Genomic DNA, 26870 nt, shown 5'->3' on the forward strand with positions numbered 1-26870 from the left:
TGCGTGCCGGACCAGACCGCAGGCTTGCCCGGATCACCGGGGGTTTCGCCGCCGCCGTTGCCCTGGGCGACAGGTACAGCGCGGACGTCAATCACTCGCACTAAGACAATACAGGCCCCGGTGCCGAACGCCAGGGTCGCAAGGAGTTTTTTCATGTGTGGAATCGCCGGCGAGATTCGCTTCGACGGCGCTGCGGCCGACACCGGGCGCGTGCAACGGATGCTTGACCTGATGAGCGCGCGCGGGCCCGACGACGACGGGCTGGTGGCACAGGGGCCGGTCGCCCTGGGCCACCGGCGCCTCGCGATCGTCGACCTGTCGGAGCGCGGTGCACAGCCGATGCGCGACCAGGAGCTCGGCCTGACGATCGTCTTCAACGGCTGCATCTACAACCACGACGAGTTGCGCCGTCGCCTCTCCGGCAAGGGTTACCGCTTTTTCTCCCGCAGCGACACCGAAGTGATTCTCAAGGCCTACCACGCCTGGGGCGAGCGTTGCGTCGAGGAGTTCAAGGGCATGTTCGCCTTCTGCCTGCGCGAGCACGACAGCGGGCGGCTGTTCCTGGCGCGCGATCGTCTCGGCATCAAGCCGCTGTATTACAGCCACGAGGCCGGCGTGTTCCGCTTCGCCTCGGCCTTGCCGGCGCTGCTGCGCGACGGCCTGGCGAGCAAGGCGCTCGATCCGGTCGCACTGCATCACTACATGAGCTTCCATTCCGTGGTGCCGGCGCCGCGCACGCTGCTGCAGTCGATCCGCAAGCTGGCCCCGGGCTGCCGCATGCGTATCGAGACCGACGGCACCATCCGCGAAGAGCGCTACTGGTCGCTGGAGTTCGGCGCCCGGGAGGGCGATCCGCAGGGCGCGGAGGAATGGGAAGATGCGGTGCTGGAGTCCATGCGCCAGGCCGTGCGTCGTCGCCTCACCGGCGATGTGCCGGTGGGCGTGCTGCTGTCGGGCGGGCTCGATTCCAGCCTTATCACCGGGCTGCTGGCGCGCGAGGGCGTACCGCACCTGAACACCTTCACGGTCGGGTTCGAGGACGTCGGCAAGGAAGAGGGCAACGAGTTTCGCTACTCGGACCTCGTCGCCCAGACCTTCGGCACCGAGCACCACCAGGTGTTCATCGACTCCAGTACGCTGCTCAAGCACCTGCCGGGCTGTTTCTCCGCCATGGCGGAGCCCATGGTGAGCCACGACAACATCGGCTTCTACCTGCTGTCGCGCGAGGTCTCCAAGCACGTCAAGGTGGTGCAGAGCGGGCAGGGCGCCGACGAGGTCTTCGGCGGTTACCACTGGTATCCGCCGCTGCTCGAGAGCCGTGACCCGGTGGCGGACTACGCCCGGGTGTTCTTCGACCGCGACCATGCCGAGTTTGCCGAAGCCGTGCATCCGGACCTCGTGGAGCGCGACTTCAGCCGCGAATTCGTGGCGGACTGGTTCGACTCGGCGGCGGCGACGGCGCCGGTGGACAAGGCCTTGCACATCGACACCAACGTCATGCTGGTGGACGACCCCGTGAAGCGGGTCGACAACATGACCATGGCCTGGGGCCTGGAGGCGCGGACGCCGTTCCTGGACCACGAGGTGGTGGAGCTCGCCGCGCGTTGTCCCGCGCCGCTGAAGCTGGCGCAGGAGGGCAAGGGCGTGCTGAAAGAAGCCGCGCGGCGAGTGATCCCGGACGGCGTGATCGACCGTCCCAAGGGCTACTTCCCGGTGCCGGCACTGAAGTACCTGCGTGGCGAGAGCCTGGAGATGGTGCGCGACGCCCTGACCGGGCGCGCCGCACGAGAGCGCGGCGTCTTCAACCCCGCCTACGTCGAGCGCCTGCTGCAGGCGCCCGAGGAGCACCTGACGCCGCTGCGCGGCTCCAAGCTCTGGCAGCTGGCGGTGTTCGAACTGTGGATGCAGACACACGGGATCTGAGGTCATGAGCGGAAAGAAAGTCTCAGGCGGCGAGCGTGGTGCGTCGAAGGGCGGACACCCGGCCTCCGACCGCTCGCGTCACCGGCTCGAACGCCAGGGCTCTGCCACGCTGCGCGGCTTCGTCGAGGAGGATCCGCAGCACAAGGGCACCCCGCTGAAACCCAACGCGACGCTGGACTGCGGCTGGGGCCGGCTGGTCTTCGCCCACACTTTCAGCGACAACGCCGAGCTGGCGCGCACCCTGCTGCAGGAGAAGGAAGGGCAACGCGACATCGCGATCTACCTGCGCGACCCGCACGTCGTTCTCGCCATGGCGCCGCAGGACCTGTTCCTCGACCCTTCGCACACCTACCGCTTGTGGTTTTTCAATTACCGCCCGGCACGGGTGCAGCCGCGCGGTTTCCGCGTGCGCCGACTGCGCAGCCGCGAGGACGCCGATGCCATGTACCGCCTGCTCAGCAGCCGCCGGATGGTGCCGCCCAGCCCCGAGTTCGTGCTCGAGCGGCTCAAGTCGCGCGCGTTGTCGTTCTTCATCGCCGAGGACGAGGACAGCGGCAGGATCATCGGTACCGTGACGGGGGTCGACCACGTCCATGCCTTCGGCGACCCGGAAAAGGGCTCCAGCATGTGGTGCCTCGCAGTGGATCCGCAGGCGGCGCAGCCTGGCATCGGCCGCGCCCTGGTGGCATGGGTGGCCGACCACTACGCGGCCCGCGGACGTGCATTCATGGACTTGTCGGTGATGCACGACAACGAGGCCGTCATCCGCCTGTACGAGAAGATGGGCTTCGAGCGCGTACCGGTGTTCGCCCTGAAACGGAAGAACGCCATCAACGAGCCCCTGTTCGTCGGCCCGGAGAACTACGACGCGCTGAACCCATATGCGCGCATCATCGTCGACGAGGCACGCCGGCGCGGCATCGGCGTGGAGCTGGTCGACGCCGAGGAAGGATATTTCGCGCTCACCCTGGGCGGACGCAGCATCCTGTGCCGTGAATCGCTCTCCGAGCTGACCAACGCCGTCGCCATGAGCCGCTGCGACGACAAGCGCATCACGCGCAAATTGCTCGCCGAGGCGGGCCTGAGCGTGCCGGCCCAGCAGGTGGCGGGCGACGCGGACTCCGATCGGGCTTTCCTGGCTGAGCATGGCGCCGTGGTGGTCAAGCCCGCGCGCGGGGAGCAGGGCCGGGGCGTTGCGGTGGACATCACGGATGCAGATGAAATGTCCGCGGCGATCGCGGCGGCCGGGCGCGTCTCTGATCGCGTCATCCTCGAGTCCTGTGCGCGCGGCGATGACCTGCGCGTCATCGTCATCGACTACCGCGTGGTCGCCGCCGCCTTGCGCAAGCCCGCCGAGATCACCGGCGACGGACGGCACGACATCCGCACGCTGATCGAAAAGCAGAGCCGCCGCCGTGCCGCGGCGACGGGTGGCGAGAGCCGGATCCCGCTGGACGAGGAGACCGAACGCTGCGTGAGCCGCAAGGGTCACGCTCTCGACGAGGTGCTGCCGCCGGGCGAGACACTGCGCGTGCGCGCCACGGCCAATCTGCACACCGGCGGGACCTTGCACGACGTGACGGAGCGCCTGTCGCCGCAGCTGCGCAAGGTGTGCGAGACGGCGGCGCGCACGCTGAAGATTCCGGTCGTCGGCCTGGACCTGCTGGTGACGGACCCGGCCGGGGACGACTATGTCTTCATCGAGGCCAACGAGCGGCCGGGACTGGCCAACCATGAGCCGCAGCCCACGGCTGAGCGCTTCGTCGACTTCCTCTTCCCGCAGACTGTACAGGTGAGCGATGCGACCCCTGCAAATTGACCTCGATTACCTGCAGCAGGTGCTGGTGGAACTGCTGCGCATCCCCAGTCCGGCCGGCTTCACCGACGAGGCAGTCCGCTACACCCTGGCGCGCCTCGAGGATCTCGGCATTCCCGCGGAGATCACGCGTCGCGGCGCCATTCGGGCCGACCTGAAAGGTGCACAGCAGAGCCCGGATCGCGCCATCGTCACCCACCTCGACACCCTGGGGGCGATCGTGGCGGACCTGAAGGACAACGGACGGCTGGAGCTCCTGCCCATCGGCACGTGGTCGAGCCGGTTCGCCGAGGGCGCGCGCGTGACCGTGTACACCGATGACGGCAGCTACCGGGGCACGATCCTCCCCATCAAGGCGTCGGGCCATGCCTACAACCTGGAGATCGATACCCTCCCGGTCAGCTGGGACTGCGTCGAGCTGCGTCTCGACGAGGAGTGCTGCACACGCGCGGACCTGGTCCGTCTCGGGCTCAACCGGGGCGACTTCGTGGCGGTGGACGCGCTGCCGGAGATCACGCCTTCGGGCTTCATCAACTCCAGGCACCTGGACGACAAGGGCGGTGTCGCCACCGTCCTTGCCGTGGCCAAGGCCCTGGTGGAGAGCAAGACGCGCCTGCCCGTGGACTGTCACCTGCTGTTCACCATCAGCGAGGAAGTCGGCTCCGGCGCCTCGGCCGTCCTGCATGGCGACGTCGCGGAGATGGTCACGGTGGATACGGGGCCCGTGGCGCCCATCCAGGCCGGCGACGAGTTCGGAGTCACCATCTGCATGAAGGACTCCGCCGGGCCGTTCGACTATCACCTCACGCACAAGCTGCTCGAGCTGTGCAGCGACTACGGCATCCGCCACCAGCGCGACGTGTTCCGGCACTATCGTTGCGACAGTGCCTCGGCCATCGAAGCGGGCAACGACATCCGCACCGCCCTGGTGTGCTTCGGCACGGACGCCACGCACGGTTACGAGCGCTGCCATCTGCGTGCGCTGCAGGCACTGGCAGACCTGCTCGGCCTCTACGTGCAGAGTCCGCCGACGGCGCGCCGCGACCGGCTGGGCCTGGGTTCTCCCGAGGGATTCACGCACCTGCCGGTGGGTGACGGGGGGCGCGACGACTGACCGGGTGCTTCACCTCGCCCGCGCGCCGCCTTAAGCTGCCGCGGGGAGGTACGGCAATGCCATCGAACGCTTTCATCACCGGTGCGGCTTCCGGAATCGGGCGCGCCACGGCACAGTTGTTCGCGCAGCGTGGCTGGCGCGTCGGGCTGGCGGACCGGGATGCCGAGGGCGTCGCGGCGCTCGCCGCCGAGCTCGGCGAGGAGCGCGCCATGGCCTGCCCTTGCGACGTCACGAATCCGGCCTCACTGCAGCGCACACTGGACCAGTTCTGCGGCCCTGGCGGCGCACTGGAGCTGCTGGTCAACAACGCGGGCTTGCTGCATATCGGCCCGTTCGAGGAAATGCCGCCGGCCGCCCACAGGGAGCTCATCGAGGTGAACGCCCGCGGCGTCGTCGAGGTGCTGCTTGCCGCTTTCCCGGCCCTGGCCCGGGCGCGCGGCGCGGTGGTGAACCTCTCCTCGGCGTCCGCATGCTACGGCTCGCCGGACTACGCCACGTACTCGGCCAGCAAGATGTTCGTGCGCGGTCTCAGCGAGGCGCTCGACATCGAGTGGCGCCGTCACGGCATCCGTGTAGCCTGCATCATGCCTGCCTTCGTCAGCACGCCGATGATCGAGGGCTGGCGCAGCAACGCCATGGACCGGCTGGGGGTGCAGTTGCGCCCGGAAGACGTTGCCGAGGTCATCTGGAAGGCGGCGCACGGACGACGGCTGACCTGGCATGTGGGATGGCGTTACCGCGCCCTGCGGGCGCTGAGCGAGCCTCTGCCCGCGGGCGTGAAGCGCACCATGATGCGGTGGGTGTCGGGTTACCCGGGGAGGACGGGATGAGCAGCGCCATGGAGGGATTTCGCGGTCGCACCGCCCTCGTCACCGGGGCCGGTTCCGGGCTGGGGCTGGGCATCGCCACCGTGCTGGCGCGTAGCGGGGCGACCGTCGTCATGACCGACGTGGACGCAGCGGCCTGTGAGCAGGCCGCGGCAAGCTTGCGCGCATCCGGGTTCACGGTCGAGTCCACCGTGCTGGACGTGCGCGACGGCGAAGCGTTCTCGGCCTGTTTCGACGCTGCCTGGGCCCGTCACGGCAGGGTGCACCTGCTGTTCAACAACGCCGGCATCGGCGCCGCAGGCGATGCGCGGGACGTCGATGTGGCCACCTGGAGGCAGGTGGTGGAGATCAACCTGATGGGCGTGATCCACGGCTGCCATGCCGCCTGGCCGCGCATGGCGGCGGCGGGCGGCGGGCAGATCGTGAACACGGCCTCTGCGTTCGGCCTGCTGCCCGGGCCGCTTTACGCGGCCTACAGCGCGACCAAGCACGGCGTCGTCGGCCTGTCCCGCTCGCTTCGGGCCGAGGGCAGGGACCTCGGGATCGGCGTGACCGCGTTGTGCCCCGGTTTCATCCGCACGCGAATCCTGGACAACGCGCTGATGGACGGAGTCGATCGCGCCAGCGCCGAGGCGGCGGTGCCGTTCCGCTTCCTGGACCCTGACAAGGCCGTGCGGACCATACTGCGCGGTGTGCAACGCAATCGCGCGCGCGTGGTGTTCCCCTGGGAAATCCGCGCCCTGTGGTGGCTCGACCGCCTCAGTCCCGCGCTAATGGACGTGATCAGCGCGGCGGCGGCGCGCCGTTACCGCCGCGTCGCGCGCCGCTGACGCTCAGGCGCGGACGCGGCGCTTGTTGCGTCCGTGCAGCTTCTTGCGGCCGACGGCACGCGCGCGCTTCTGCGCCAGCGCGATCAACTGTTCCTGGGCGCCACGTTGTTCTTCTTCGCCGGCCGGGATGCGCTGCACGTAGCTGCCGTCAGGCTGCATGTCCCAGGCGCTGCGCCGGTCGTTGAGCTGGACCTCCAGTATTTCGCGCAGTGCGCGCTGGCAGTCCGGGTCCTCCACCGGCACGACCGTTTCGACGCGGGATTCCAGGTTGCGCTTCATGCAGTCGGCCGAACCGATGAAATATTCTTCGGCGCCGCCGTTTCGGAAGAAATAGATGCGAGTGTGCTCGAGGAATCTGCCGACGATGCTGATGACGCGGATGTTCTCGGACAGGTCCGGCACGCCCGGCCGTACGCGGCAGGTGTCGCGAATGATGAGGTCTACCGCGACGCCGGCCTGGGAGGCGCGGTAGAGCGCGCGCACGATATCCGCATCCTCGAGTGCGTTGGTCTTGAACTGGATGTGCCCCAGCTCGCCGGCCGCCTGCAGCTCGATCTCGCGCTCGATCCGCGCCAGCAACGCGCGTTTCAGGTGGGTCGGCGCGGGCAGCAGCTTGTCGTAGCGACGCTTGGCGACGTAGCCGGTGGTGAGGAAATTGAACAACTCGGTCAGGTCGCTGCCGAGCACCGGGTCGCAGGTGAGCAGGCCGAGATCGCTGTAGAGACGGGCCGTGCCGGAATGGTAATTGCCGGTACCGAGGTGTGCATAGCGCCGCAGGCCGTCATAGTCACGACGCAGCACGAAGATGACCTTGGCATGGGTCTTGAGCCCGAGCACCCCGTAGGAGACGTGGATGCCGGCTTCTTCGAGCGAGTTGGCCCAGCGCACATTGGCTTCCTCGTCGAAGCGGGCCTTCAGCTCCACCGCTACCGCCACCTGCTTGCCGTTCTCGGCCGCGTCGATGAGGTACTCGATGATCTTTGACTTGCGGGCGGTGCGGTAGAGCGTCATCTTGATGGCCAGCACTTTCGGGTCCTGGCTGGCTTCGCGCAGGAAGCGCTCCACCGAGGTGGTGAAAGACTCGTAAGGGTGCTGCAGCAGGATCGGTCCGCTGTTGCGGATGAGGTGGAAGATGTTCGGCGCGTCCACCAGCTTGGGGTGTTCGATCGGGTGGTGCGGCGGGTCCTTCAGCTCGGGCCGGTCCAGCCCGATCAGCTCCATCAGGTCGCGACGCTGCATCAGGCCGTCGACCTCGAAGACGTCCATGCCCTCGTCCAGTCCCAGCTCGGCGGCCAGCATGCCGCGATGGACAGGCGGCATGTCGGTGCTCACTTCCAGCCGCACGGTGGGCGCGAACTTGCGGTCGCGCAACTCGGCCTCGATGACCTGCAGCAGGTCATTGGCCTGCTCCTCGTAGCGTTCGACGATGGCGTTGCGCGTGACGCGGAACAAGTCCCAGCGCTCGATGTCGAGTTCGGGCAGGAGCTGGTCCAGGTTGTGTGCAATCACGTCTTCCAGCGGCACGAAGTGGCTCTGCTCACCGACCCGCACGAAGCGAGGTATACCTTCGCCGACAGGCACCTTGATCCGCACCATGCGCGGGCCGGGCTGGCCGGCGGCGCGGTTGATGCTCACCAGCAGGTTCAGCGACAGGTTGGAGATGAACGGGAAGGGATGCGCCGGGTCCATGCCGATGGGCGTGAGCAGGGGATAGATGTTTTCCAGGTACCAGGCGCGCAGCCCGGCCTGTTGCTCGGCATCGAGTTCCCAGTAGCGGCTCAGCATGATGCCGGCCTCGCGCAACTCGCTCACGAGGCGCGGGAAGAGTTCGTCCTTGCGCTCCTTGATCGCCACCACCTCCGCCTGGCACTCGCGCAGCTGCTGTTCCGGAGTGCGGCCGTCCACGGACAGTTCGTGCACGCCGGCGCCCACCTGCTGCTTCAGGCCGCCGATGCGCTTCATGAAGAACTCGTCCAGATTGGAGCTGACGATGGCGAGGAACTTGACGCGTTCGAGCAGGGGCGTGCGCTCGTCTTCGGCCTCGTTGAGGACGCGCCGATTGAATGCCAGCCAGGTGAGTTCGCGGTTGAGGTACCAGGCCGGATCCGAGAGGTCCACGCCGGCGCCGGCGCCGGCGGTGGTGTCGGGGGCTGCTGCAATCTGTGTCATGGACGGGCTCCCTGCATATCGTTGCCATCTTATACAAGCCGGGTTACAAAAGCGTGGCCGGACACACGGATTGCAATGCCTTGTCCCGAGGAGTAACTTTATTCGTATTCGCCGGCGGCGCAGATCAACAAGCAAGATGCCGCCGCGACTTGACCCCGCCCTCGTGGCGGGTTCTTTTTTTCTCAGCCATGGCCGGAACTGCTAAATTGCACCCAACGGGCCAGGGTTCGGGAGCCCCGATGCGCACGGTCACAGTATTTGCCCCTGCTTCCGTCGGCAACGTCGGCGTCGGATTCGATGTGCTCGGCCACGCCATAGAGGGCGTCGGTGACACGGTGACTTTGCGCCGCTCGCCCGGGCCGGGGATGGTCCTCACCCAGATCAGCGGCGTCATCACCGAATTGCCGCGCGATGTCGAGCAGAACTCGGCGACGCGGCCGTTACTGCGCATGGCGCAGGAGCACGGCGTCGAGGGCGGGCTCGAGATCGAGCTGCACAAGGGGATTCCGCTGGGATCGGGCATGGGCGGCTCGGCGGCGTCGGCCGTGGCGGCCGTGGTGGCGGCGGATGCGCTGTGGGGCCTGGGCCTGCCGATGAATCACCTGCTCGAGTACGCGCTGGAAGGTGAAGGCGCCGCCAGCGGCGCGGCGCACCCGGATAACGCCGCGGCCTCTCTCTACGGCGGACTGGTGCTCACCGAGCCGGGGCCGCCGTTGTGCTGCACCCGCCTGCCTGTTCCCAGCGGCATCGCATGCGTGCTGTGCCACCCGGACCTGGAGGTCAGGACCCGCGACGCGCGCAGCATCCTGGCGGCCACGGTGCCGCGCGAGCTGTGGGTGCGCCAGTCGGCCTGGCTGGCGGGCTTCGTCGCCGGCTGCCTGCGCGACGACCTGGCGCAGGTGGCGCGGTGCCTGCAGGACGAGGTGATCTGGCCCCAGCGTGCGCGCCTGGTTCCGGGCGCTGCCGCCGCGCTGGAAGCGGCGCGCGCGGCCGGCGCCATCGGTGGCTCCTTGTCCGGCAGCGGACCGTCCGTGTTCGCCTGGACGCCGCAAGACAAGGCGGCTGAGGTTGCGACGGCGCTGAGCCACAGCTTCGCCGCGACCGGCATTCCCTGCGAGACCTGGATTTCTACGCCGGACGCCCCGGGCGCGCGCGTGGTATCGGGCGGCTGAGCGCTGTGCCGGACACAGCGCGCACCGGGTCGATCTACGCGACCGCCGCTTTCATGTTCTGGGGCCTGACCCCGATCTACTACAAGCTGTTGCCGCACGTCCCGCCTGCCGAGATCCTGGCTCACCGCGTGGTCTGGAGCGTGGTGTTCGGCGCGCTGTTCGTGGCGCTCTCGCGCAGCTGGCCTGCGGTGCGGGCAAGCCTCGGGGAATGGCGTATCCTGCGGGCCCTGGCGCTGACGGCCGCGCTCGTCAGCACCAACTGGCTGGTCTACATCTGGGCCATCGCCAACGACCAGGTCATGTCGACCAGCCTCGGCTATTACATCAATCCGCTGGTGAATGTCCTGCTGGGCATGCTGTTCCTGGGGGAGAAATTGAACCGGGCGCGGGCCGTGGCCGTGGCGCTCGCAGTCGTCGGCACGACCAGCCTGGCCATCGACGTCGGCAGCCTGCCCTGGGTGTCCCTCACCCTGGCTTTCAGCTTTGGCTTCTACGGGCTCATCCGCAAGCGGCTGGGACTGCCGGGCATCGCCGCCTTGTTCGTCGAGACCTTGCTGGTGGCGCCGCTGGCCCTGGTCGCGCTGGCCTGGTTTCATCGCGACGGTCAAGGGGCTTTCGGCACGGACCTCTCCACCAGCCTGCTCCTGGTGCTGGCCGGGCCGGTGACGCTCCTGCCCCTGCTGTGGTTCGCCGAGGCCGCGCGGCGGCTGCCGCTGGTCACCATCGGTTTCTTTCAGTACCTTGGACCCACCCTGACTTTCCTGCTGGCCACGCTGGTGTACGGGGAGGTGTTTACCTTGGCCTGGGCCATCACGTTCATCCTCATCTGGAGTGCGCTCGCGGTCTTCAGCCTCGACAGCCTGCGCACCCGCGCACGCCTGAAACGTGCGGCGCGCGAGGCCGGTGCGTGACGCTGCCCGTCTCATCCTGGTACCTGCCGGCGGGGGGCGCGTTGCTCGGGCTCATGGCCGTGGCGGGGCTGTGGAGCTGGTACCGGCGGCGCGACCGGCTGGACCTGATGCTGCGCAAGATCGCCTGGAAGCGGCTGACGGACGTGGTGGTCCCGGATGACGTCGATGGCGAGATTCACCTCGACCTGGTGCTGCTCACGGCCAAGGGCATACTCGTGCTGGAGGTGCGGCGGGCGACGGGCACACTGTTCTGGGGCGACCAGCTCGAATACTGGGCCCTGCTCGACGGCCGGCGCCGCAGCCAGATCCGTAACCCCTTGCCAGGGCTGCTGGCGAAGCGCCATGCGGTGCATGCGCTGGCGCCGCGCGTTCCGGTCAGCGGCCGTGTCCTGCTGCTCGGCACAGTGTCCATCTCCGGCGCGACGCCGCCCGGCGTGGTCACGGCTGAGCAACTTCTCGCCGAGTTCCCGCCGCACGGCCGCAAGCCCGTGCCCGAGGCGCTGCAGTCCGCCTGGGCGGAATTGTCCGCCCAGGCCCGCCCCCTGGCCTCGTCCGCCTGAGTCCGGCCGCGCCGCTCAGGCCGCCTGGGCGACGTCCGCGCGGCGGTAATGGTCCGCAAGCACGCGCGCTACGCAGGCCGTGATGCGCTTGCCGGTCTCGATGTGCAGGAACTCGTTCGGCCCATGCGCGTTGGAGTTGGGGCCGAGCACGCCGGTGACGAGGAACTGCACGCCCGGGAATTTCTCGCCCAGCATGCCCATGAACGGGATGCTGCCGCCCGTACCCATGTACAACGCCGGCTTGCCGAAGAAGGCCTCGGACGCGGCCTGCATGGAAGCCTCGAGCCAGGGCGCGACCGGCGGCGCGTTCCAGCCGCCCATCGACGACTCGACGTCGAACTCGACCTCGGCGCCCAGGGGCGGGTCCGTTTCCAGCACCTTCTTTACCGCGGCGGCCGCCCGGGCGGGATCGGCGGTGGGGGGCAGTCGGAAGGAGAGCTTGAGGGAGGTCCAGGGCCGCAACGTGTTGCCGGCCGCGCCCGGCGTGGGCATCCCGGCGGCACCGGTCACCGAGAGGGTCGGCCGCCAGGTGTTGTTGAGGATCAGTTCGACCGGTTCCTGCGCCACCGGGCGCGTGCCGCCGGCCCAGGGGAAGCGCTGGTGCACGTTGTCGCCCAGCACTGCGGCTGCGGCCCTGGCCTGCTCGAGGCGCGCCGCCGGCACGTTGCCCTCGAGTTCCGGCACGCGGCTCGCGCCGGTTTCCGGGTCTTCCAGCCGGTCGAGCAGCAGGCGCAGCACGCGGAAGCTCGAGGGCACGATGCCGCTGGCGCCGCCGGAGTGCACGCCCTCCTTGAGGACGGCGGCCTTCAGGGTGCCGACCAGGTTGCCGCGCAGCGAGGTGGTGGTCCAGAGCTGCTCGTAGTTGCCGCACTCGGCGTCGAGGCAGACCACGAGGCTGGGCGTGCCGATGCGCGCTTCCAGGTGGTCGATGTAGTAGGGCAGGTCGAAGCTGCCGCTCTCCTCGCAGCCCTCGATCAGGACGACGCAGCGGGCATGCGGCAGGCCCTGCTCCTGCAGGGCGCGGATGGCGGCCAGGGAGCCGAACACCGCGTAGCCGTCGTCGGCGCCGCCGCGGCCGTAGAGCTTGCCGTCGCGAATCACCGGCTCCCACGGGGTCAGGCCGTCGCTCCAGCCGTCAAATTCCGGCTGCTTGTCGAGATGGCCGTAGAGCAGCACCGTGTCGTCGTTGTCCCCGTCGATCTCGATGAACAGCAGTGGGGTACGGCCTTCCAGGCGCACGATCTCGACCTGCATGCCCTTGACGGGCTGCTTGCGGCACCAGTCGGCCATGAGCTCCGCGGCCTGGTCCATGTACCCGTGGCTGTCCCAGTCCGGGTCGAAATTGGGGGACTTGTTGGGAATCCTGACGTAGTCACACAGGGTGGGGACGATGCTTTCATCCCAGATCCGGTGGGTGAACTCGAGGACCTTGGCGTTATCCATTGTCTGGCTCCATCTCGTCAGGCATGTCAGCCGGTGATTGTACTAGAGAGCGAACAGCGTCTCGGCATTGGCCGTGGTGGCCGCGGCGAGCCGCTCGGCATCGATGCCCATCAGTCCGGCGAGGGCATGCAGCACGTGCGGCAGGTGCATCGGCTCGTTGCGCCGTGTGCGCGGCTTCGGGTCGAGGTCGCGGGGCAGGAGGTAGGGCGCATCGGTCTCGATCATGACGCGGTCCAGCGGCAGGAAACGCGCCGCGGCGCGCAGGGCGTCACCGCGGCGCTCGTCGCAGATCCAGCCGGTGATGCCGATGTACAGGCCGCGGTCGAGGTAAGCGCGCATCTCCTCCGGCCCCCCGGTGAAGCAATGCGCCACGCCGGCGGGCATGCGCGCGCCACACTCGTCGAGGATGGCGACGAAGCGCTGGTGCGCGTCGCGCTGATGCAGGAACACCGGCAAGCCGGTCTCCATGGCCAGCCCGAGCTGCAGGCGGAAGGCCGCCTCTTGCCTGTCGCGCGGCGAAAAGTCGCGGCAGAAATCGAGGCCGCATTCGCCCACCGCGACGGCACAAGGTTGCGCCAGCAGCTCACGCAGCCGCGGCAGGTCGGTCTCGGCCAGCTCCGACGCGTGGTGCGGGTGCACGCCGACGGTGGCATAGAGCCCGGCGGCGGTCCCGGCCAGGCGGATTGCTGCCGCGCTGGACTCGAGCGTGCTGCCGGTGATGATTATGCGCGTCACGCCGAGCGCGTGCGCGCGCTCGATGACCGCCGCGCGGTCGGCGTCGAAGCTGTCGTGCGCCAGGTTGACCCCGATGTCGACGAGATTCATGTCTTGGGCGCGGCAGGCTTCCTGGCGCTGCGCTTGCGCCGGGCGGGGGGTTTCTTGGCTGCCGCCTTGCGGGACCTGGCGGCGGGCGTTTTGCGGGCGGGTGCAGCCGCCGGCGTTGCGCCGCTGCCAGCCAGCACGCCGCCGGGACCGGATTCCGCTTGCGGATCGCGCTCCGCAGGCGCCTCCAGGACCGCGCGTACTTCCTCTTCGAGCGCTTCCATGGCGTCGTACAGGTAACCGCGCATCTCGGGCAGGTGCGGCATCGCCTCGTAGCCTGCGATCATGCCGAAGAACATGCGTCCGGCGTAGCTGTACACCGTGATGTTCATCACCATGTCCGGCGGAATGGTCGAGATCGGGAACACTTCCTCGAGCCGCGCCCCCTTGAGGTGCAGCTTCACCGGCGAGCCGGGCAGGTTGGAGATCAGGATGTTGCCCGCCGGCGGCACCATCGCCGAGACATGCAGAATGTCGACCGCGATGGCCGCGCCCTGGATGAGCAGCGTATAAGCCATCACTGTCTCGCGCGACAGCGCCATCAACGCATCTTTCATCTCCGCGGTCGAGCGGTGGATTTCGCGCAGGCGCTTGAGCGGGTTGCGGCTCACGCCGGCGAGGCGCACGGGGATGATGCCGAGGATGTTGGTGGACGAGTTTTCTCCCGGGCGACGCAGGTTCACCGGCAGCTGCGCCACCAGCGGCGTGCGCGGCAGTTCCGCGTAGCGCGCCAGGTAGCGCCGCAGGGAGATGTCGCACAGCGTGACGATGACGTCGTTGAGCGTCGTGCCGGTGGAGCGGGCCAGCGCCTTGAGTCGCTCGATCTCTATGCTGCCGCCGGCGATGCGGCGCGCGCGCGTGATGTGGCCGTTCAACGCGGTGCGTGGCGCCGTGAACGGCACGTCCAGCCCCGACTTCGCGAGCCCGAGCCGGTCCAGCGCCATCTTGCCGGCCACGCCGGACAACTCCTTGCCCATGGTGAACAGGCTCTTCAGGTTGCCGCCGATCTCTCCCATCGCGGCGCGGATGTCACGGTGGGGGTGCTCGCGCCGCGAGCCCCCGGCCATCTGCCAGAAGGCCCGGACCGTGGGATCGTCCGGGTCCTCGGTGAGCGAGGCATTCGCCAGGCGCACCAGGGTCGCGCCGTCGCAATAGGCGTGATGGATCTTGGTGTAGATGGCGAAGCAGCCGTCGTCCAGGCCCTCCACGAAGTGCAGCTCCCACAGCGGGTGTTCGCGGTCCAGCATGTAGGCATGCAGCCTGGAGGCCAGGTCGGCCAGCTGGCGGCGGGTGCCGGGCGCGGGGAGTGCTGAGCGCCGCACGTGGAAGTCGAGCTCGAAGTTCCGGTCCGGCACCCACTGTGGCATGCCGGTGAGCGACACCTTGAGCCGCTGGTTGAACGGCTTGTCCACCTTGTGGCGGCGCAGCGCGTCGATCAGGTCGCCGACGAAGTCGCCCTGGTAATCGTCCGGCGGCCGAAAGATCTGCAGCGAGCCCACGTGGCGCGGACTGTCGGCCGTCTCGGTCAACAGGAAGGCGTAGTCGGTGATGGATATCCGGCTCATCGGGGGCTCCGTCGTGGCGCAAATGGTACAACATGCGGCAGCGCCCTTGGCATCGCGACATGCCCCGGCTTTGGCCGCGGCTTTGGTTGCGGCTGGCGTGCCGGTTATAGTCGGCGCGGATTTCCCCCGGCAGGCCGTCATGAACCATTACCCGCATCTGCTCGCGCCGCTCGATCTCGGTTTCACCACGCTGCCAAACCGCGTGCTCATGGGCTCGATGCATACCGGTCTGGAAGACCGCGCTGCAAACTACCCGAAGCTGGCGGCATATCTCGCCGAGCGCGCCGCGGGCGGCGCCGGGCTGATCGTGACCGGCGGTATCGCGCCCAACGTCGCGGGCTGGGTGGCGCCCTTCGCCGGCAAGCTGTCGGCGCGCCGGGAAGTGCCGCGCCACCGGCAAGTCACGCAGGCCGTGCATGAGGCGGGCGGGCGGGTGTGCATGCAGATCCTGCATGCGGGCCGTTACGCCTATCACCCCTTGTCGGTGGCGCCGTCCCCGCTGAAGTCGCCCATTACCCCATTCAAGCCGCGCGGCCTGAGCGCCCGCGGCGTGGAAGCGCAGATCCGGGCCTTCGCCCGCTGTGCTGCGCTGGCGCGCGAGGCGGGCTACGACGGCGTCGAGATCATGGGTTCCGAGGGCTACCTCATCAACGAGTTCATCGCCGCGCGCACCAATCGCCGCGAAGATGCCTGGGGCGGCGACTTCGAGCGCCGCATCCGCTTTCCAGTCGAGATCGTGCGCCGGGTGCGCGAGGCCGTCGGGCCCGACTTCATCATCATTTACCGCCTCTCTGCGCTCGACCTGGTGGAAGGCGGCAGCGACTGGGAGGAGGTGCTCGCCCTCGGACACAAGGTGCAGGCGGCCGGGGCGACGATCATCAACACCGGCATCGGCTGGCACGAGGCGCGGATCCCGACCATCGCCACGCTGGTGCCCCGCGCCGCCTTCGCCTGGGTCACGTCGCGCCTGCGCGAGGCGCTGGACGTACCTGTGGTGGCGACCAACCGCATCAACACGCCGGAGGTGGCGGAGGGCATCCTGGCGCGCGGCGAGGCCGACATGGTGAGCCTGGCGCGCCCCTTCCTCGCGGACGCCGAGTTCGTGCGCAAGGCGGCCGAGGGCCGGGCGGACGAGATCAACACCTGCATCGCCTGCAACCAGGCCTGCCTCGACCACACCTTCGCCGGCAAGCGTTCCAGTTGCCTGGTGAACCCGCGTGCCTGCCACGAGACCGAGCTGGTGATCCGCCCCGCCGAACGGCCGTTGAAGGTCGCCGTGGTCGGCGGCGGGCCGGCCGGGTTGGCTGCGGCGACGACTGCAGCGGAGCGCGGGCATGCGGTGACGCTGTTCGAGGCGGCGCGGGAAATCGGCGGCCAGTTCCAGATGGCGCGACGCATTCCCGGCAAGGAAGAATTCTCCGAGACATTGCGCTACTTCCGCAGGCGCCTCGAGGTGACCGGCGTCGAGCTGCGGCTCGGCCAGCACGCGACTGCCGAGGGGTTGGCCGCGGCCGGTTTCGACCGTGTCATCGTGGCGACCGGAGTGGTGCCGCGCACGCCCGCGATCCCGGGCATCGACGGCCCGCAGGTGCTGTCGTACATCGACGTCCTGCTGGGACGGCGCGAGGTCGGGCGCCGCGTCGCCATCATCGGTGCCGGCGGTATCGGGTTCGACGTCGCCACGTTCCTGTCTCATCCGCACGCGGGCGCGGAGCCGGTGGCCGAGTACAACCAGGAATGGGGCATCGATCCCGCCGCACGCGCCGGCGTCGAAGGCGTCGAGCCCCGTCCAGACGGCACGGGACGCGAGATCTGGCTGTTGCAGCGCAAGCAGGGCAAGCCGGGTCGCGGCCTGGGCAAGACCACCGGGTGGGCGCACCGGCTCGGCCTGCAGCGCCGCGGCGTGCACATGATCCCCGGGGTCACTTACCTCGGCGTCGAGCCGGCGGGATTGCGCGTGCGCATCAAGGAGGCGGAGCAGCTGCTCGAGGTGGACAGCATCGTGGTCTGCGCCGGCCAGGAGTCGCTGAGCGTGCTGGCCACCGAGCTCGAGTCGCGCGGCGTGCGTGCCGACCTGGTGGGCGGGGCGCTGGAAGCGGCCGAGCTGGACGCCAAGCGCGCGATCGACCAGGCCACGCGGCTCGCCGCAGCGCTGTGAGTGCAGCGGACACGCCGGACCAGCTGGCGCTGTTCGGCGCCGAGGCGGCCGTCGTCGTGCGGCGGAGCGCACGCGCGCGCAGGCTTTCGCTGCGCGTTTTCCCCCATGGCCTGGTCGAGGTGGTGGCGCCCCAGCGCGCCGCCGAGCGCAGCATCTATCGTTTCGTCAGCGACCACCAGGCCTGGATCCAGCGGGCAAGGCGCGAGTTCGGCGCCTCCCCGCAGGCGCGCATGGTCGATCCGCCCGCCGAGATCGGCCTCGCAGCGGTGGGCGAGGCGTGGGTGGTGGCTTACGGGGAGGGCACGCGAAGACTGCGTGCGGTCCCTGGTGCGGACGGCGGCTCTATCCGGCTGACCGGCCCGGCGGACCCGGTGTGGCGGGTGCAGCAGTTGCGCCGCTGGCTGCAGCAGCGCGGCCGCGCCGTCCTCGAACCATGGCTGGCGCAGGTGGCGTTCGAGACCGGGCTGGCCTACCGCGGCGTGACGGTGCGAAGGCAGCGTTCGCGCTGGGGCAGCTGCTCGGCGCGCCACGACATCAGTCTCAACTGCGCGCTGCTGTTTCTCGAGCCGGCGCTGGTGCGCCACGTGCTGGTGCATGAACTCGCGCACACGCGCCACCTGAATCACGGCCCGGCTTTCTGGCGGCTGGTGGGTCGCCTGGCGCCCGACTTCGAGGCAGCAGAGCGCGAACTGCGCGCCGCCTGGCGCAGCGTCCCGGCCTGGGTCAATCACGATCCGATGTAACTCAGCCCCCGCAAACTCTGTATGATGCCTCGTGTGCTGCGCTTGGGGGGCGTGAGCGATGAGTAGTGACGGCGAAGGATCCGGTGGCGGCGGGCTGTTCGCGGAGCTGAAGCGGCGTCGCGTCATCCGGGTGGTCGTGCTGTATGCGATCGGCGGCTGGATCGTCATCGAGGTCGCATCCACGGTCCTGCCCAACCTCAATCTTCCGGACTGGTCGGTCACCCTGGTGACGGCGCTGGTCGGGCTCGGTTTCCTCCTCGCGGTGTCACTGGCGTGGGCCTTCGACCTCGGTCCTGGCGGCATAGAGCGCACGCCGCCGCGGGGCGCTGCGGAGCCCGTGCCGCCGCCGCCCCAGCCGGCGCCGCCACCGCCCGCGGCACCGCCCGAGCCCGCTCCTGTCGCGAAGCCGGCGGATACCCGCAAGTCCATCGCCGTCCTGCCCTTCGTCAACATGAGCGGCGACGCAGAGAACGAATACTTCAGCGACGGCATCGCCGAGGAGATCCTGAATCTCCTGGTCAAGCTGCCGCAGCTGCGCGTCGCTTCGCGCACCTCGTCGTTCATTTTCAAGGGCAAGTCGGCGGGCATCCCGGAGGTGGCGGCCAAGCTGGGCGTCAGCACGGTGCTCGAGGGCAGCGTGCGCCGGGCCGGCGACCGCGTGCGCATCACGGCGCAGCTCATCGACGCCGACACGGACTCGCACTTTTGGTCGGAGACCTACGACCGCGAATTGAAAGACGTGTTCCAGATCGAGGACGACATCGCCAAGAGCATCGTCGACGCCCTGCAGATGACGTTGACGCCGAAGGAACGGCGCGCCATCCAGGTGGTGTCGACCTCGGACGCCAAGGCCTACGATTACTACCTGCGCGGCCGCAGCTACATGTACACCATGACGCGCCGGGACTACGAGTGCGCCATCCGGATGTTCGAGCAGGCGATCCTGCTCGACGACAAGTATGCGCTGGCCTATGCGGGGATCGGCGATGCGTATTCCCACCTGTACCGCTATGCCGAGGCTACGCAGGAGAACGTGCGCAAGGCGGTGGAGGCGAGCGAGAAGGCGGTCGCGCTGGATCCGGACTCTGCTGAAGCGCGGGCCTCGCACGGCCTTGCCATGTTCATCAGCGACGACTACGAGGCGGCCGAACGCGAGTTCAGCCGGGCGATCGAGCTGAACCCCAACCTGTGGGAGCCGTACTATTATTTCGGGCTTGCCTGGTCGTCCAAGGGTGAGTTCGAGAAAGCCATCGAGATGTACAAGAAAGCGATGGAAGTGAACCCTGCGGACTACCAGGCGCCGATCTTCATAGCCCAGAGCTACGCGTCCCTGGGGCGCAAGCATGACGAGATGAAAGCCCGGCTGGCCTCGCTGGAACAAATCCAGCGGCACCTCGACATGAACCCCCACGACACGCGCGCGCTTTATGTCGGCGCCAACCAGTTCGCCAACGTCGGCGAGTTCGCCAAGGCCCAGGAGCTGGCCGACCGGGCCCTGGGGCGCGACCAGGGGGAGCCCGTGGTGCTCTACAACGTGGCGTGTTTCTACGCCATGAAAGGCGACACGGACCGCGCCATGGAGCTGTTGGAACGCGCCGTGGATAACGGCTGGGGCGACAAGGCCTGGCTGGAGACCGACCCTGACCTCGACTCGCTGCGCGAAGATGGCCGTTTCCAGGCGCTGATGGAACGGATTCACTGACAGCGAGCCGCACGGGCTATCGCTGGCGACGCGTCAACTCATGAGCCGCCAGGCTATCCAGGCCAGCGAGAACAGCGCCCCCGAAACCAGCCCGACCCACGCCAGCGTCCGCAGCGCCGGCCCCGGCCGTGCCTCCTGCGGCACATGCGGGGCGGTGACGGCGCGGAGCGTGATCCAGGCGATCAAGGGCGCGGCCACGAAGGAGAGGGTGGTGGCGAAGTCGATAAGACGGGTGAATCCCTCGCCCGCAAACACCAGCACCAGCAGCGCGCCGCCGCTGACCACCCCGACGCCGGCCAGGTAGGGGCCGCGCCGCGGCGGGCGTGCGTCGCCGGCGTCATCGACGCGCGCCGCCGCGGCGTCCAGGATGGCCGCAAGCACGCGCGGGTAGGCGTCGGCGACGGCCAGGGTGGTGCTGAACATCGTGCTCAGCGCGGCAATGGTGATCAGGGGCCGGCTCCATGCGCCGAGGTTCTGCGTGTACAACTCGACCAGCTGGCCGGAAAAGCCCACGGCTGAATCGGCAAACCTGAGCCCGCTGGCATGCATGAGCAGGGCGCCGAGCAGGACGAACGCGGCTGCCAGCACCACTGCGCCGGCGTAACCCAGGCGAAAGTCGGTAAGCGCCTCGGCCAGGGTCGGTGCATGCCCCGTCTGGGCGGCGCGCTCGCGCGTCCAGAGCGAATGCCAGGCGGCCACCTCCACCGGGATCGGCATCCAGCCGACCAGCGCGAGGAGGAAGGCGATGCCGGTCGCGGTGCCGAGCGCGGGCAGGCGGTCCAGGCCGCTGAGGCCGCTCCAGTCCGGAGTGCTGACGAGGGTCAGCGCCAGCGCGAGCAGCGTCGACACGGTCAGCACCGCCATGAGCAGCTTCATGGCCAGGTCGAGGCCGCGGTAATTCCCCACCGCGAGCAGCAAGATGCAGAGCGCGAGCACGCCGGCGGAGAGCTGCAGCGGTGGGGCTTCGATGCCCAGCAGCAGTCCCGCCAGGCCGGCGGTGACCAACGTGACCACGGCCAGCACGATGAACATGGTGCCCACGGTGACGAGGCCGAAGAGCCACAGCGCCCACTGCCCCAGCCGCCGGTATCCCACCAGCAGATTCTCGCCGGTGGCCGCCGCATAGCGGGGGCCGAATTCCAGGAACGGGTACTTCAGCAGGCAGGCCAAAAGCACGACCGGTAGGAGCAGCAGGCCGTACTCGGCGCCGGCACGTGTCGACTGCACCAGGTGGGAGACGCCGACCGCAGCGCCGGCCATCAGCAGGCCGGGGCCGAGCACCTTGCGCAAGGCCGGAGCGGCTCGGGAGGGATTGTGGGGCGCCATATGTATTAGTGATAAAACAGTAATATAAACTTCAAAGCTAAGGTGATTTCTTGATCAGGGCGGCGACCATGGCGGGGAGGCTGAGAGCGGCCGGGCCGGTCACGACGAAATCTGCCTGTGCGCTCAGGGGCGTAGGGTGCAGGTTGATCTCGGCGACCCGAGCGCCGGCCTGGCGCGCCACTTCGGGCAGGGCTGCCGCGGGCGTGACGAGGCCGGAGGTGCCTACGGCCAGCAGCACGTCGGCCTCGGCGGCGCCGCGCCACGCCCGTTGCAGGGCTTCACCGGGGATGGCCTCACCGAACCACACCACGCCCGGCCCCATCAGCTCGCCGCAGTCCGGGCAGGGCGGGGGCGCGGCGATTTCCGGATCGAGCTGGGGCGCCTCGTGGCCGCAGGCGCGGCAGCGGTTGGAGAACAGGTTGCCATGGAACTCGACGGTATCGGCGCTGCCCGCGCGCTGGTGCAGGCCGTCGACGTTCTGGGTCACCAGCAGCGTCTCGGGGAGCCAGGCCTGGAGCGCGGCGATCGCGTGATGCGCCGGATTCGGCATGACCGCGGCCACCTGGCGGCGGCGTTCGCGGTACCAGTCCCACACCAGCTGCGGGTCGCGCCGGAACGCCTCCGGCGTGGCGAGTTCCTCCGGCCGGAAGCGGGACCAAAGGCCGGTCAGCGCATCGCGAAATGTCGGCACGCCGCTCTCGGCCGACACTCCGGAGCCGGTCAGGAAAACGACCCGGCCGGCCTGCCGGAGAGCATCCAGCAGGCCGGCCGGCAATGTCGCGGACGCCACGGGCGCCCTGTGCTCAGGCGGCCTGGTCGGCTGAGGCTAGCTGGCGCAGCACGTAGTGCAGGATGCCGCCGTTCTGGTAGTACTCGCGCTCCTTCGGCGTGTCGATGCGCACGCGGGCAGTGAAGACGATGTCCTTGCCGCCCTCGCGCGTCGCCGTGACCGTGACCTCCCGGGCACTGCCGTCACCCAGGCCGTCGATGGTGAAGGTCTCGGTCCCGTCGAGGCCGAGCGAGGCGGCGCTGTCGCCCTCGTTGAACTGCAGCGGCAGCACGCCCATGCCGATCAGGTTGGAACGGTGGATGCGCTCGTAGCTCTCCGCGATCACCGCGCGCACGCCGAGCAGCTTGGTGCCCTTGGCGGCCCAGTCGCGCGAGGAGCCCGACCCGTATTCCTTGCCGGCGAGGATCACCAGCGGCGTGCCGTCCTGCTGGTAGCGCATGGCGGCATCATAGATCGCCATGATCTCGCCGCTGGGCAGGTACCGGGTCCAGCCGCCCTCGACGCCGCCGGCCAGCGCGTTACGCAGGCGGATGTTGGCAAAGGTGCCGCGCATCATGACTTCGTGGTTGCCGCGGCGCGAACCGTAGGAATTGAAGTCGTTCGGGTCCACGCCCTTGCCGACCAGGTACTTCGCCGCCGGGCTGTTGGAGGCGATGCTGCCCGCCGGGGAAATATGGTCGGTGGTCACGGAGTCGCCGAGCACGGCCAGCGCACGCGCGCCCTTGATCGGCTGCACCGGCTCCGGGGTCATGCCCATGCCGACGAAGTAGGGCGGGTTGCGCACGTAGGTCGAGGCCTCGGGCCAGTCGTAGATCTCGCCCTCCGGCACCGACAGGCCGCGCCAGTTCGCATCGCCGTCGAACACGTGGCCGTAGCTGCCCTGGAACATGCTGGAGTCCAGGCTCGAGAGGATCACGTCGTGGACTTCGTGCGCGCTCGGCCACACGTCTTTCAGGTACACCGGGCCGTCGGCGCCTTCGCCCAGCGGCTCGTTCAGCAGGTCCACGTCGAGGTTGCCGGCAAGCGCGTAGGCCACCACCAGCGGCGGCGAGGCCAGGTAGTTCATGCGCACCAGCGGATGGATGCGGCCCTCGAAGTTGCGGTTGCCCGAGAGCACCGAGGTGCCGACGATGTCGTGCTGGGTGACGGCCTCCGCGATGTCCTCGGGCAGTGGTCCGGAGTTGCCGATGCAGGTGGTGCAGCCGTAGCCGACCACGTTGAATCCCAGCGTCTCGAGATCGTCCAGCAGCTCGGCTTTCTTCAGGTACTCCGTCACCACGCGCGAGCCGGGGGCGAGGCTGGTCTTCACCCAGGGCTTGACCTTCAGGCCCTTCGCCGCGGCGTTGCGGGCGAGCAGGCCCGCGGCCAGCATCACCGCCGGGTTCGACGTGTTGGTGCAGCTGGTGATCGCGGCGATGAGCACCGCGCCGTCGCGCACCACGAATTCCTCGTCGCCCCGCGCGACGCGCGCCAGGCCGGGTGCCGGCGCCGTGGCCGGGTTGCCGACAGAGCCGTCGCCGCCCTCGCTCACGAACCGCGACTCGGCGACGCCCTTGCTGTCGGCGCGGGCCGCCTCGATGGGCTGCAGCTGCTTGAGGAAGGCCGCCTTGGCGTCGGCCAGCAGGATGCGGTCCTGCGGGCGCTTCGGGCCGGCGATGCTGGGCTTCACGTCGCCCATGTCCAGCTCGAGGATGTCGGTGTACTCGGCTTCCGCCTGGCCGTCCTCGCGCCACAGGCCCTGGGCCCTGGCGTAGGCCTCGACCAGCGCGATGCGCTCCGGGTCACGGCCGGACAGCTTGAGGTAATGCACCGTCTCGGCGTCGATGGGGAAGATGGCGCAGGTGCTGCCGAACTCGGGCGACATGTTGCCCAGCGTGGCGCGGTCCGCGAGCGGGAGGTTGGACAGGCCGTCGCCGAAGAACTCGACGAACTTCCCGACCACGCCCTTCTTGCGCAGCATCTCGGTGACCGTGAGCACCAGGTCGGTGGCCGTGGCGCCTTCGGCCAGGCTGCCGGTGAGGCGGAAACCGATGACCTGCGGGATCAGCATGGTCACCGGCTGGCCGAGCATGGCCGCCTCGGCCTCGATGCCGCCCACGCCCCAGCCGAGCACGCCGAGGCCGTTGATCATGGTGGTGTGCGAGTCGGTGCCCACCAGGGTGTCCGGGTAGGCGATGAGCGTGCCGTCCTTCTCGGTGTCGAACACCACGCGCGCGAGGTATTCCAGGTTCACCTGGTGCACGATGCCGGTGTTGGGCGGCACGACCTTGAAGTTGTCGAAGGCGTTCTGGCCCCAGCGCAGGAAGCTGTAGCGCTCCTGGTTGCGGCCGAACTCGATCTCGTTGTTCTTCGCCAGCGAGTCCGCGGCGCCGAAGGAATCCACCTGCACCGAGTGATCGATGACCAGCTCGGCGGGAGACAGTGGGTTGATGGCCTCGGCGCGACCGCCCAGCTTCACCACTGCATCGCGCATGGCGGCGAGGTCCACGACGGCCGGGACACCGGTGAAGTCCTGCAGGATGACGCGCGCCGGGGTGAAGGCGATCTCGGTGTCCGGCTCAGCCTTAGGGTTCCATTCCAGCAGGGCGTCGATGTCCTTGCGGGTGACGTTGACCCCGTCCTCGTGCCGCAACAGGTTCTCGAGCAGGATCCGCAACGAATAGGGCAGCCGCGCTACCCGGTCCTTGCCGAGGCTGTCGAGCGACCAGAGCTGGTATTCCTTGCCATTGACCTTGAGCGCTGAACGCGCGTCCACCGTGTCCTTCATGATTCCTCCGAGACCGATCGAGGGCGTACCGACCCGAGCAGCTGCTGCCGGGCGGAGACAGCCGTTGATTATAGCGGATGGCTCAGGCGGAGAGCGGGGCGCCGTGCCTGGCCGTCGCCTCGGGCCGGCTCGCGCCCGGGTCGCCGCCCACGCGCTCGATGGTGGCGCCGCCCAGGCACAGCGGCCCGTCGTAGAAGACGACGAACTGTCCCGGCGTGAGCGCCCTTTGCGGCGCGTCGAACAGGACCTCAAGGGTGCCGTCGGGCCCGGGCATGACAGCGCAGGGCCGGTCGGGCTGGCGGTGGCGCGTGCGCGCGGTGCAGCGCAGGGGCCATGCGTCCGGGGCGTTGCAGATCCAGTGCGGATCGACGGCCAGCAGCCGGCGGTGCAGCAGCGCCGGGTGGTCGTGTCCCTGCACCACGAGCAGCGTGTTGCGCCCCGGGTCTTTGCCGGCGACGTACCACGGAGCGTCGGCCTGCCCCTGGATGCCGCCGATACCCAGGCCCTGGCGCTGTCCGAGCGTGTAACGGCTCAGCCCCTGGTGGCGGCCGAGCAGCGTGCCGTCGGGGCCGACGATATCGCCGTGCCGGTCGGGCAGGTAGCGGCCGAGGAAGTCGGCGAAGGGGCGCTCGCCGATGAAGCAGATGCCGGTGCTGTCCTTGCGGTCGTGGTTGGGCAGCCCGTTGGCCTTGGCGATGGCGCGGACCTCGCTCTTGAGCAGGTCGCCGAGCGGAAACACCGCATGGCGTAGCGCTTCGCGCGGCACGGCATGCAGGAAATAGGTCTGGTCCTTGCCTGTGTCGGCGGCGCGCAGCAGGCGGCCGCTGCCGTCGCTGCGTGCGTAGTGGCCGGTGGCGATGGCCTCGGCGCCCAGCCGGCGCGCGTGGGCGAGGAAGCTGCCGAACTTGATCTCCCGGTTGCACAGCACGTCGGGGTTCGGCGTCACCCCGCGGCGGTAGCCATCGAGAAACGCAGCGAACACGCGCTCGCGGTACTCGCGCGAGAAATCAACCCGGTGCAGCGGAATGCCGAGGATTTCGCACACGGCGCGCGCGTCCTGGAAGTCCTCGGCCGCCTGGCAATAGCCTTCCTCGTCTTCGGCCCAGTTCTGCATGAACAGCCCCTGGACGGCGTGGCCCGCTTCCAGCAGCCGCAGCGCGGCGACCGAGGAATCGACCCCGCCCGACATCCCGATGATGATGTTGCGCCGCTGCATGGCCGCTTATTCTACCCGGCCGTCGCCAGGCGCGTGCGTCGCGGCGTCGTGCCTCAGATGCCGAGTTCCCGCAACTCGGCGGCGTTCTCGCTGCGCTGCCACATCTCGTCGAACTCCGCCAGGTAGCGCCGCGCCATGCGAGGCTCGCAGGTGTCGGCAATGCCCTGCCAGCGTTCGGCACGCGCGCGGTACACCAGGGCGGAACGGTCCGCGATCATGAATGCGTCGCCGCGGCCCTGGAAGGTCTCGGGCAGGTGGCGGAACTCGATGAAGGTGGACAGGCGCCTTCCGACGTAGAGGAAGCGGTTGACGCTGTGCTGGATGCGACCGGGGTCGCTGATGAGCACGCGGATGCGGGCGTGGCTGCGCGACAGCACCAGCCGCTTGATAGCGTCGAGGAAGGGGCGGGTGTCGTATACGCCGTGCTCGAGGTCGGGCGTGAAGATGGCGAGGGAGCGCTGTGCCATGGCGGCCACCTCGGCGACGGCCTGCGCAAACTCTTCCTTGCCGCTGATGACCCGGCGCGTGCCGGCTGCGGTCGCGCTCGTCTCCGGGCGCGTTGACTTCTCAGGCCGCAGGGACAGCCGCATCAGGCGATGCGGAATACCGGCTTCCTCGAATTCCTCGCCCTCGGCGACGAAGCCGTAGCGGCCGTAGAAACCCAGCACCGGGACCTGGGCGTGGAGGTAGAGTGACTCGAGGCCCTGCGCCCGCGCCTCTTCGATGAGCCGGAGCAGGAGCATGGCGCCGACCCCGCGGCCGCGCCAGTGCGGCAGCACCGCCATGCGTCCGACCTTGCCCGAGGGATGCAGCCGGCCCGTGCCGACGATGCCTTCTTCCGTCGCCTCAGCCACGACGTGGCGGCACTCCGGGTCGAGGCCGTCCCATTCTTCTTCCTCGCTGACGGCCTGCTCCTCGACGAAGACGCGCGTGCGCACGGCGCGCAGTCCGGCCTGGTCGCCGTCCCAGTCAGCGACCCGGATGGTCAGGCCGGAGAGGTCTGCGGCAGACGACAT

Annotated in this window: 20 protein-coding genes; 11 read left to right on the forward strand and 9 right to left on the reverse strand. The window is 69.0% G+C overall.

The features are described from left to right. The first annotated feature begins 153 nt into the window (after positions 1–153). The 5 genes from G8346_RS05235 to G8346_RS05255 are packed head-to-tail and all read left to right on the forward strand — an operon-like array spanning position 154 to position 6510. Entirely contained in the window at positions 154–1923 is a 1770-nt protein-coding gene (locus G8346_RS05235; RefSeq protein WP_166048916.1) for an N-acetylglutaminylglutamine amidotransferase, read from the forward strand. Between the two features lie 4 nt (positions 1924–1927). After that, positions 1928–3742 carry an N-acetylglutaminylglutamine synthetase gene (gene ngg, locus G8346_RS05240; RefSeq protein ID WP_166048918.1) on the forward strand — a complete coding sequence of 605 codons (1815 nt, stop codon included), beginning with the start codon at positions 1928–1930 and terminating at the stop codon, positions 3740–3742. Continuing rightward, positions 3723–4853, forward strand: a complete 1131-nt coding sequence (locus G8346_RS05245; protein ID WP_166048920.1) for an osmoprotectant NAGGN system M42 family peptidase — start codon at positions 3723–3725, stop codon at positions 4851–4853. Before ngg ends, G8346_RS05245 begins: the two co-directional genes overlap by 20 nt. Before the next feature lie 56 nt (positions 4854–4909). Next, entirely contained in the window at positions 4910–5683 is a 774-nt protein-coding gene (locus G8346_RS05250; RefSeq protein WP_166048922.1) for an SDR family oxidoreductase, read from the forward strand. After that, positions 5680–6510: an SDR family oxidoreductase gene (locus G8346_RS05255; RefSeq protein WP_166048924.1), complete on the forward strand. Its 831-nt coding sequence runs from the start codon at positions 5680–5682 to the stop codon at positions 6508–6510. Before G8346_RS05250 ends, G8346_RS05255 begins: the two co-directional genes overlap by 4 nt. A gap of 3 nt (positions 6511–6513) precedes the next feature. Here the strand turns inward: G8346_RS05255 and ppk1 are convergent, their stop codons facing one another. Further along, positions 6514–8679: a polyphosphate kinase 1 gene (gene ppk1 / locus G8346_RS05260; protein WP_166048926.1), complete on the reverse strand. Its 2166-nt coding sequence runs from the start codon at positions 8677–8679 to the stop codon at positions 6514–6516. A 239-nt stretch (positions 8680–8918) separates the two neighbouring features. On the opposite strand from ppk1, the gene G8346_RS05265 reads away from it, so the two are divergent. From G8346_RS05265 to G8346_RS05275, 3 genes are read left to right on the forward strand one after another with little or no spacing between them, the layout of a single operon-like run. Beyond that, positions 8919–9851, forward strand: coding sequence for a homoserine kinase (locus tag G8346_RS05265; protein WP_166048928.1), 933 nt, complete (start codon positions 8919–8921; stop codon positions 9849–9851). A 5-nt stretch (positions 9852–9856) separates the two neighbouring features. Beyond that, on the forward strand, positions 9857–10762 hold the full coding sequence (rarD, locus tag G8346_RS05270; protein ID WP_206202595.1) for an EamA family transporter RarD: 906 nt from the start codon (positions 9857–9859) through the stop codon (positions 10760–10762). Beyond that, a complete protein-coding gene (locus G8346_RS05275; protein ID WP_166048930.1) occupies positions 10759–11322 on the forward strand; it encodes a nuclease-related domain-containing protein in 564 nt (187 codons plus the stop codon). The genes rarD and G8346_RS05275 overlap by 4 nt, the downstream gene beginning before the upstream one ends. 15 nt (positions 11323–11337) lie before the next feature. Here G8346_RS05275 and G8346_RS05280 read toward each other — a convergent pair whose 3' ends face one another. Genes G8346_RS05280 through G8346_RS05290 form a run of 3 tightly spaced genes read right to left on the reverse strand, consistent with a single transcriptional unit; the run spans position 11338 to position 15152 of the window. Continuing rightward, positions 11338–12765, reverse strand: coding sequence for a M20 family metallopeptidase (locus G8346_RS05280; protein ID WP_166048932.1), 1428 nt, complete (start codon positions 12763–12765; stop codon positions 11338–11340). A gap of 42 nt (positions 12766–12807) precedes the next feature. Beyond that, the gene (locus tag G8346_RS05285; protein ID WP_166048934.1) at positions 12808–13590 is read right to left on the reverse strand and encodes a TatD family hydrolase; all 783 of its coding nucleotides are present in this window, start codon (positions 13588–13590) and stop codon (positions 12808–12810) included. Next, on the reverse strand, positions 13587–15152 hold the full coding sequence (locus G8346_RS05290) for a wax ester/triacylglycerol synthase family O-acyltransferase (RefSeq protein ID WP_166048936.1): 1566 nt from the start codon (positions 15150–15152) through the stop codon (positions 13587–13589). The genes G8346_RS05285 and G8346_RS05290 overlap by 4 nt, the downstream gene beginning before the upstream one ends. A 139-nt stretch (positions 15153–15291) precedes the next feature. On the opposite strand from G8346_RS05290, the gene G8346_RS05295 reads away from it, so the two are divergent. From G8346_RS05295 to G8346_RS05305, 3 genes are read left to right on the forward strand one after another with little or no spacing between them, the layout of a single operon-like run. Then, positions 15292–17310 carry an NADPH-dependent 2,4-dienoyl-CoA reductase gene (locus tag G8346_RS05295; protein ID WP_166048938.1) on the forward strand — a complete coding sequence of 673 codons (2019 nt, stop codon included), beginning with the start codon at positions 15292–15294 and terminating at the stop codon, positions 17308–17310. Beyond that, on the forward strand, positions 17307–18053 hold the full coding sequence (locus G8346_RS05300; protein ID WP_166048940.1) for a SprT family zinc-dependent metalloprotease: 747 nt from the start codon (positions 17307–17309) through the stop codon (positions 18051–18053). Before G8346_RS05295 ends, G8346_RS05300 begins: the two co-directional genes overlap by 4 nt. A gap of 58 nt (positions 18054–18111) precedes the next feature. Continuing rightward, the gene (locus G8346_RS05305) at positions 18112–19755 is read left to right on the forward strand and encodes a tetratricopeptide repeat protein (RefSeq protein WP_166048942.1); all 1644 of its coding nucleotides are present in this window, start codon (positions 18112–18114) and stop codon (positions 19753–19755) included. Positions 19756–19788: 33 nt separating this feature from the next. Here the strand turns inward: G8346_RS05305 and G8346_RS05310 are convergent, their stop codons facing one another. The 5 genes from G8346_RS05310 to G8346_RS05330 all read right to left on the reverse strand — a co-directional run bounded on the left by G8346_RS05310 (position 19789) and on the right by G8346_RS05330 (position 26870). Continuing rightward, entirely contained in the window at positions 19789–21081 is a 1293-nt protein-coding gene (locus tag G8346_RS05310) for an Nramp family divalent metal transporter (RefSeq protein ID WP_240901311.1), read from the reverse strand. Positions 21082–21118: 37 nt separating this feature from the next. After that, a complete protein-coding gene (locus G8346_RS05315; protein ID WP_370520542.1) occupies positions 21119–21871 on the reverse strand; it encodes an NAD-dependent deacylase in 753 nt (250 codons plus the stop codon). 13 nt (positions 21872–21884) lie between these two features. Beyond that, complete coding sequence (acnA, locus tag G8346_RS05320; protein ID WP_166048944.1) at positions 21885–24638, reverse strand: aconitate hydratase AcnA; 2754 nt, start codon at positions 24636–24638, stop codon at positions 21885–21887. A gap of 82 nt (positions 24639–24720) precedes the next feature. Continuing rightward, positions 24721–25854 (reverse strand): tRNA 2-thiouridine(34) synthase MnmA, encoded by a 1134-nt coding sequence (gene mnmA, locus G8346_RS05325; RefSeq protein ID WP_166048946.1) that lies wholly within the window; start codon positions 25852–25854, stop codon positions 24721–24723. Between the two features lie 53 nt (positions 25855–25907). Next, a complete protein-coding gene (locus tag G8346_RS05330; protein WP_166048948.1) occupies positions 25908–26870 on the reverse strand; it encodes a GNAT family N-acetyltransferase in 963 nt (320 codons plus the stop codon).

This window comes from Thioalkalivibrio sp. XN279, assembly GCF_011089885.1.
In the GTDB taxonomy this organism is placed as follows: Bacteria; Pseudomonadota; Gammaproteobacteria; order Steroidobacterales; family XN24; genus XN24.

Excerpts from the sequence above, each read along its gene's own strand:
- G8346_RS05235 (WP_166048916.1), top strand. The coding sequence starts at position 154 with ATGTGTGGAATCGCCGGCGAGATTCGCTTCGACGGCGCTGCGGCCGAC.
- ngg (WP_166048918.1), top strand. The coding sequence starts at position 1,928 with ATGAGCGGAAAGAAAGTCTCAGGCGGCGAGCGTGGTGCGTCGAAGGGC.
- G8346_RS05245 (WP_166048920.1), top strand. The coding sequence starts at position 3,723 with ATGCGACCCCTGCAAATTGACCTCGATTACCTGCAGCAGGTGCTGGTG.
- G8346_RS05250 (WP_166048922.1), top strand. The coding sequence starts at position 4,910 with ATGCCATCGAACGCTTTCATCACCGGTGCGGCTTCCGGAATCGGGCGC.
- G8346_RS05255 (WP_166048924.1), top strand. The coding sequence starts at position 5,680 with ATGAGCAGCGCCATGGAGGGATTTCGCGGTCGCACCGCCCTCGTCACC.
- ppk1 (WP_166048926.1), bottom strand. The coding sequence starts at position 8,679 with ATGACACAGATTGCAGCAGCCCCCGACACCACCGCCGGCGCCGGCGCC.
- G8346_RS05265 (WP_166048928.1), top strand. The coding sequence starts at position 8,919 with ATGCGCACGGTCACAGTATTTGCCCCTGCTTCCGTCGGCAACGTCGGC.
- G8346_RS05280 (WP_166048932.1), bottom strand. The coding sequence starts at position 12,765 with ATGGATAACGCCAAGGTCCTCGAGTTCACCCACCGGATCTGGGATGAA.
- G8346_RS05285 (WP_166048934.1), bottom strand. The coding sequence starts at position 13,590 with ATGAATCTCGTCGACATCGGGGTCAACCTGGCGCACGACAGCTTCGAC.
- G8346_RS05290 (WP_166048936.1), bottom strand. The coding sequence starts at position 15,152 with ATGAGCCGGATATCCATCACCGACTACGCCTTCCTGTTGACCGAGACG.
- G8346_RS05295 (WP_166048938.1), top strand. The coding sequence starts at position 15,292 with ATGAACCATTACCCGCATCTGCTCGCGCCGCTCGATCTCGGTTTCACC.
- G8346_RS05305 (WP_166048942.1), top strand. The coding sequence starts at position 18,112 with ATGAGTAGTGACGGCGAAGGATCCGGTGGCGGCGGGCTGTTCGCGGAG.
- G8346_RS05310 (WP_240901311.1), bottom strand. The coding sequence starts at position 21,081 with ATGGCGCCCCACAATCCCTCCCGAGCCGCTCCGGCCTTGCGCAAGGTG.
- acnA (WP_166048944.1), bottom strand. The coding sequence starts at position 24,638 with ATGAAGGACACGGTGGACGCGCGTTCAGCGCTCAAGGTCAATGGCAAG.
- mnmA (WP_166048946.1), bottom strand. The coding sequence starts at position 25,854 with ATGCAGCGGCGCAACATCATCATCGGGATGTCGGGCGGGGTCGATTCC.
- G8346_RS05330 (WP_166048948.1), bottom strand. The coding sequence starts at position 26,870 with ATGTCGTCTGCCGCAGACCTCTCCGGCCTGACCATCCGGGTCGCTGAC.